This window comes from Geobacillus sp. (assembly GCF_017515625.1).
GTDB lineage: Bacteria > Bacillota > Bacilli > Bacillales > Anoxybacillaceae > Geobacillus > Geobacillus stearothermophilus.
In genome coordinates this window covers 1-4,852 of sequence record NZ_JAFWFM010000006.1, presented here as the reverse complement: position 1 = coordinate 4,852, position 4,852 = coordinate 1, and the positions used below count along the sequence as shown (strand labels likewise).

9 protein-coding genes are annotated in these 4,852 nt (G+C 50.7%); 3 read left to right on the top strand and 6 right to left on the bottom strand.

The window, feature by feature from the left end:
- Positions 1-278 precede the first annotated feature (278 nt).
- The gene (sspO, locus tag IKE44_RS00520) at positions 279-428 is read left to right on the top strand and encodes a small acid-soluble spore protein O (RefSeq protein WP_008879509.1); all 150 of its coding nucleotides are present in this window, start codon (positions 279-281) and stop codon (positions 426-428) included.
- Between the two features lie 70 nt (positions 429-498).
- Here the strand turns inward: sspO and IKE44_RS00515 are convergent, their stop codons facing one another.
- On the bottom strand, positions 499-759 hold the full coding sequence (locus IKE44_RS00515) for a hypothetical protein (RefSeq protein WP_011230844.1): 261 nt from the start codon (positions 757-759) through the stop codon (positions 499-501).
- Positions 760-884: 125 nt separating this feature from the next.
- Between IKE44_RS00515 and IKE44_RS00510 the strand changes: the two genes are divergently transcribed.
- Positions 885-1,031 carry a small acid-soluble spore protein P gene (locus IKE44_RS00510; RefSeq protein WP_011230843.1) on the top strand — a complete coding sequence of 49 codons (147 nt, stop codon included), beginning with the start codon at positions 885-887 and terminating at the stop codon, positions 1,029-1,031.
- 185 nt (positions 1,032-1,216) lie between these two features.
- On the opposite strand, the gene IKE44_RS13695 is transcribed toward IKE44_RS00510, so the two are convergent.
- The 3 genes from IKE44_RS13695 to IKE44_RS00500 are packed head-to-tail and all read right to left on the bottom strand — an operon-like array spanning position 1,217 to position 2,149.
- A complete protein-coding gene (locus IKE44_RS13695; protein ID WP_230581334.1) occupies positions 1,217-1,321 on the bottom strand; it encodes a PTS lactose/cellobiose transporter subunit IIA in 105 nt (34 codons plus the stop codon).
- Positions 1,318-1,470, bottom strand: a complete 153-nt coding sequence (locus IKE44_RS13690) for a PTS lactose/cellobiose transporter subunit IIA (RefSeq protein WP_353806749.1) — start codon at positions 1,468-1,470, stop codon at positions 1,318-1,320. The genes IKE44_RS13695 and IKE44_RS13690 overlap by 4 nt, the downstream gene beginning before the upstream one ends.
- A gap of 28 nt (positions 1,471-1,498) precedes the next feature.
- Positions 1,499-2,149 carry a cell wall hydrolase gene (locus tag IKE44_RS00500; RefSeq protein ID WP_064213502.1) on the bottom strand — a complete coding sequence of 217 codons (651 nt, stop codon included), beginning with the start codon at positions 2,147-2,149 and terminating at the stop codon, positions 1,499-1,501.
- 324 nt (positions 2,150-2,473) lie between these two features.
- On the opposite strand from IKE44_RS00500, the gene IKE44_RS00495 reads away from it, so the two are divergent.
- Positions 2,474-2,908, top strand: coding sequence for a DUF2621 domain-containing protein (locus tag IKE44_RS00495; RefSeq protein ID WP_287464676.1), 435 nt, complete (start codon positions 2,474-2,476; stop codon positions 2,906-2,908).
- A 179-nt stretch (positions 2,909-3,087) separates the two neighbouring features.
- Here IKE44_RS00495 and IKE44_RS00490 read toward each other — a convergent pair whose 3' ends face one another.
- Positions 3,088-3,561, bottom strand: a complete 474-nt coding sequence (locus tag IKE44_RS00490; protein WP_033015158.1) for a CcdC family protein — start codon at positions 3,559-3,561, stop codon at positions 3,088-3,090.
- Between the two features lie 348 nt (positions 3,562-3,909).
- A complete protein-coding gene (locus IKE44_RS00485) occupies positions 3,910-4,617 on the bottom strand; it encodes a cytochrome c biogenesis protein CcdA (RefSeq protein WP_033017306.1) in 708 nt (235 codons plus the stop codon).
- Positions 4,618-4,852 lie beyond the last annotated feature (235 nt).

The window sequence follows — 4,852 nt, the reverse complement described above, 5'->3', positions numbered from 1 at the left end:
TTTGCATCAAATTCGGGAGTGTGGTATGCTTGTTCATAGAGAGCACCTCCTGGGTTTGTTTGTGTTGCTACTCACATTCTACAGGAAAGGTGCTCTTTTTTCTATACCCTTTGGATTTTATTGGATAATCAACACGCCTGGCACGACTTTATCTTATTATAGAACAGCACAAGTTGTAAATAATGATTTCCAGTGTCTCACGGGCTGGCTTCCTTAACGGCGGCAAAAGAGGAATAAGGCGCCCGTTTCGTCGCAAACTAGAAGCGGAGGTGAAACGAATGGCAAAGCGAAAAGCAAACCACGTGATCCCTGGCATGAACGCCGCCAAAGCGCAAGGAATGGGGGCCGGCTACAACGAAGAGTTTTCCAATGAACCACTGACAGAAGCACAGCGCCAAAACAACAAAAAACGAAAAAAGAACCAATAGCGTGGCGGCCATTCCTCCATCCCGGACTGCCATAGCATGAAAAAAGGGAATGTCCGCCGCCGGCATTCCCTTACTCGTTTTCATTGACTTCGTCAACGATCGCCTGCAAATCGCTGCGGAATTTTTCGAGCTGCACGCGCTGCGTTTCCGAGGCAACTTCGAGCGCGTTTTCAATTTGGGCGAACGCCTCGTTTACTTCTTGCCGAAGATGGGCCAGCTGGTGGCCGTAGTCGGCTTGATCACGCACCAAGTGATCGTGCCATTCTTTCGCTTCCATCGTCGCCTTTTGCGCTGCTTGAAACGCCTCTTGCTTCGTTTTATGGTAAACCATGGCTCGTCCCTCCTTCGCAGTCATCGCGGTCGTTCACTACTTATCGTTTCAAACCGGGCGCAAATTATGCGCCGAATAAGCGAAAGCACAACGCCGCATGCTAACGGATAAAGGAGGGACAACAAATGACGAACAAAAACGACGGCAAAGATATGCGCAAAAACGCCCCAAAAGGCGACAATCCTGGGCAGCCGGAGCCGCTTGACGGTTCGAAAAAAGTGAAGAACCGCAATCACACGCGGCAAAAACATAACACAAGCCATGATATGTAAACCGCTCGGCTGAAGGGCGGCGTGCCCCCCGTTCCGTTTGCCAAGAAGGAGCGGGGAGCACCGCCTCGTTCAACCGGCAGCAAACGTTGGAGCAACTGTTTTGATGCCGTTTTGTTTACATAATTAAATTATGGTTACATCATTGGTTGCCAAAACTCGTCCGAGTGAAACGGGCGGGTTGGCCTTTACGATTGAATGTGTTCATACAAATCGACGAATTCAGCCGCCAACTCTTTGACGGCAATCGCTGTCATCAAATGGTCTTGGGCGCGCACCATCAGCAGCGTCACAGCCGTAGACTGCCTTCCGGCTGTCGCAACGACGTTTGCAGCTCGTGAGCGGCTTGCCGTTCTGCCCCAGCCTGCTCCAACAGCCGGCGCGATTCGGATAGTTTCCCCTGCTTGGCGGCGGCGATTGCCTTATGGAGCCATACGTCCAAAAAGAAACAGAGCCTGTCCCGGCTCTGTTCACTTCGCAAAGACATGGTGCCCGATGCGAATCGTCACCGGACGCGATAACATCCACTTGTCTTTTGTGATTTTCGGATTGTAGAAATAAAGCGAGCCACGGCGGTCGTTTGGGAATAAGGCCAGCGCCTTGTCGACCGCCTCGTAATCTTGCTTGGTCGGCTGAATGCGGGTCAATTTCCCCGTTTTCACCGGCACAAACGCATAGCCGGATTTCGTTTTTTGATAAATGACGCCGCGCACCGTCTTTGGAAACTCTGGGTGCGTTGTACGGTTTAAAACGACAAGCGCCACTTCCACCTTGCCGGCAAACGGCTCGCTCGAGCCGGTCTCCGCCTGCACGAGCTGAGCAAGCAGCTTTCGGTCGGCGGCGGTGAGCGAAATCACCTTTTTGCCGGCTGATGCCAAGGCGGGACGCTTCGCAGCCGCCGGGACTTTCAATTTCGCGCCAATGCGGATCGTATCCGTTTTTAAACTGTTCAGCGATTTTAGTGAAGCCACCGTTGTATGATATTGTTTGGCGATTTTCGACAGCGTATCGCCTTTTTTCACTTGGTAGTATGTATAGGAGCCCGCCGCTTCCGCCAGCACCGATTGTGAACCAAGCGCCAGACTGCAAGTTATGGCCAGCGCTGCAATTGTTTTCTTCATTTCCATCATCCACCTTGCCTCCATCGTTCTTCCTGTTTCTCTTTTCTTACTAGATTAACAGGCAAAACTAGGCGCGTCACTGTCTTTCATTTCCAGACGAGCGGGTAGCCTATTTCAAAACCGTTGACGCTCTAGGACGGGGCAGGCATCTTTACAGTTGCGTTACAGTTGCGTTACGGACCGTAACAGAATGCTGGACGCGCTCTCAATGCTTGCCAAACCTTGCGCTTTTCGACATAATAATAGACGAAACTTGTCCTCTGCCGCCCTGCTTGTTGCGGACAGCAGAAGACAAACTCTCGATCAGTAGTTGGGGTGGTCATCGTGCTGACCGGATGGTTTCTTTGGTTTATTTTGGTTTGGGTTGTCTTTTTGCTTGTCATGATGTCGATCGGCGGCTTTTTTATGTTCCGCAAATTTTTGAAACGACTGTCGAAAGAAGATGGAAAATCGGAACTCGACTGGCAGGAGTATTATATTGAGCAGACGCGCCATTTATGGGGGGATGAAGAAAAGGCGCTGCTTGAGGAGCTTGTCCGCCCTGTGCCCGAACTGTTTCGCGACGTGGCCCGGCAAAAAATCGCCGGCAAAATCGGCGAGCTTGCCTTGAAGGAGCAGGCGCCGCGCATCACACGCGATTTGCTCATTCGCGGCTACATCATCGCAACCCCCAAGCGCGATCATAAATTTTTGATCCGGACGTTGCAAGCGAAAAACATCGATCTCGCCCCATATCAACATTTGTTGGAAAGCCGCTGACGCTCATCCGAACCGACAGATGAGACGGCGGCTTTTTCACCATTTCGCCTCGCGGCTCGCTGCGGCCGCTACGCGGCAAACAAGAGGCGGATCTCAACGAAAACGCAACGTTTGACGCCTCGCGGCCGTTTTATGCACTTGGCGCAAGAAAAGGCGTCTACATTCTCTCGGACGCCTTTTCACGTAAGAATCGGCGGTCTCAGCTGCGCTGCCAGTTTTCTATACGAAACATACATCGCAATCCGCCATGGGACGATCATTGAAAACGCGAGCAAATAAAACATGCCGCTTAACTGGCGATAGTCGATCGTTCGACCTAAATACGTTTTCAAGCCAAGACGAATGACAATCAACCCGAGCAAAATCCAAATAAAAGATTTTGAGCGTTTCAAATAAATATCGTTGCCACGGATTTCAAATTTCGACGTTTTAATGAGAAACAGCGAGAAGAACAGGCCGAGAATGACCGCCTCAATGAGCTCCCCGCGTGTGACGCGAAAGATTGGATCGATGAACATGAGCGCCCCAGTGCTCATAAACAGCGGCGGCAAAATAATTTTTTTGGCATTCGTCGGCTTTTCTGACGCCTTCATGCGCACAAAAAAGATGAAAAACGCCATTACAACGGCGATGAGCGATGTAATGAACGCCAAAGCCATCACCTTCTTCCGGCAAAATTCATGGACAACGCTATCATTATAACAAAAAACGCGGCATTTGTGGTGTACGACTGTTTCGCCTTGCGGTTTTTGAACTTGGGAAATCCAGCGCGGCCAGAAAAGATCCATGGGCAATGGTTTGCCCTCCGCTCGGGCATGAAAATCACCACTCACCAACGTGGGATTTTCACGGAAAAGAGACAATTTTAGGCTATACCTAACCAAAATTCATCTCCCACTTTCACTTCGTTTAGAAGTGGGAGACTTCTTTCGGAAAGATGTTAAAATGGACGCCATTTTTTCATCATCCTCTCTTCAACGATATTCCTCGAACAACAGCCGCTAAAAACCAGTAAACCCGCCAAACAAGCTCGTCGTATAAGCGATCAGCTTCGTCATCCAGTCAAAGTACAAAACGACGCCCATCGCCACCATGACATACCCGCCCACTTTCATGATAGGGGCGCTATGGCGGCGGATCCATTGCAGTTTGCCGATAAAAAACGAGAGAATGAAAAACGGAACGGCAAAGCCGAGCGTATACGCGAGCATATACATCATCCCCGAGCCCGGGTTCGCGGCAGCCAAAGCGATGACCGCCACCAAAATCGGCCCCATGCACGGCGTCCAGCCGGCGGCGAACGCCATGCCGATCAGCGCCGAGCCGAAATAGCCGGACGGCCGCTCACGAAACGAAATGCGCCGGTCTTTCAGCAAAAACGCCGGCTTCCACAGCCCGGCGACAACAAGGCCGAGGGCGACGATCACGACCGCGCCGATTTGCCGGATCACATCTTGATAATCGGCAAACAGCCGGCCGAGAAACGATGTCCCGAAGCCGAGGGAGATAAAAATGAGCGAGAATCCTAGCAAGAAGCAAAGCGTATGCCATAAACTGCGGCGATTAAGCATGGCGTTTTCTTCTTTCAGCTCGCTGACCGACACGCCGGTAATATAAGACAAAAACGCCGGATAAAGCGGCAGGCAGCACGGGGAAATAAACGACAAAAACCCGGCGCCGAACGCTAAAAAGAGATTGAGATCATTCACTGTTGGATCAGCCCCTGCTCTGTTTTTTACTTTTATTTTAGCAAAAATCCTCCTCCCCGTAACGTTTTTCCCGCTGTTTCTTGGTCAATTTTTCTATTTCCTGAATCCGTGATAAAGACGCGTTCAAAGCTGCCAAGAAAACTGGATCAATCAACAAAATATTGCACTCGGGGTTCTTCACCTAATAGGTGAACATTCGAAATGGAGTCGAAGTCTCGACACGATTGGGTTTCCC

Coding starts and splice junctions, on each gene's coding strand:
- sspO (WP_008879509.1), top strand. CDS start 279: ATGGCAAAGCGAAAAGCAAACCACGTGATCCCTGGCATGAACGCCGCC.
- IKE44_RS00500 (WP_064213502.1), bottom strand. CDS start 2,149: ATGAAGAAAACAATTGCAGCGCTGGCCATAACTTGCAGTCTGGCGCTT.
- IKE44_RS00510 (WP_011230843.1), top strand. CDS start 885: ATGACGAACAAAAACGACGGCAAAGATATGCGCAAAAACGCCCCAAAA.
- IKE44_RS00515 (WP_011230844.1), bottom strand. CDS start 759: ATGGTTTACCATAAAACGAAGCAAGAGGCGTTTCAAGCAGCGCAAAAG.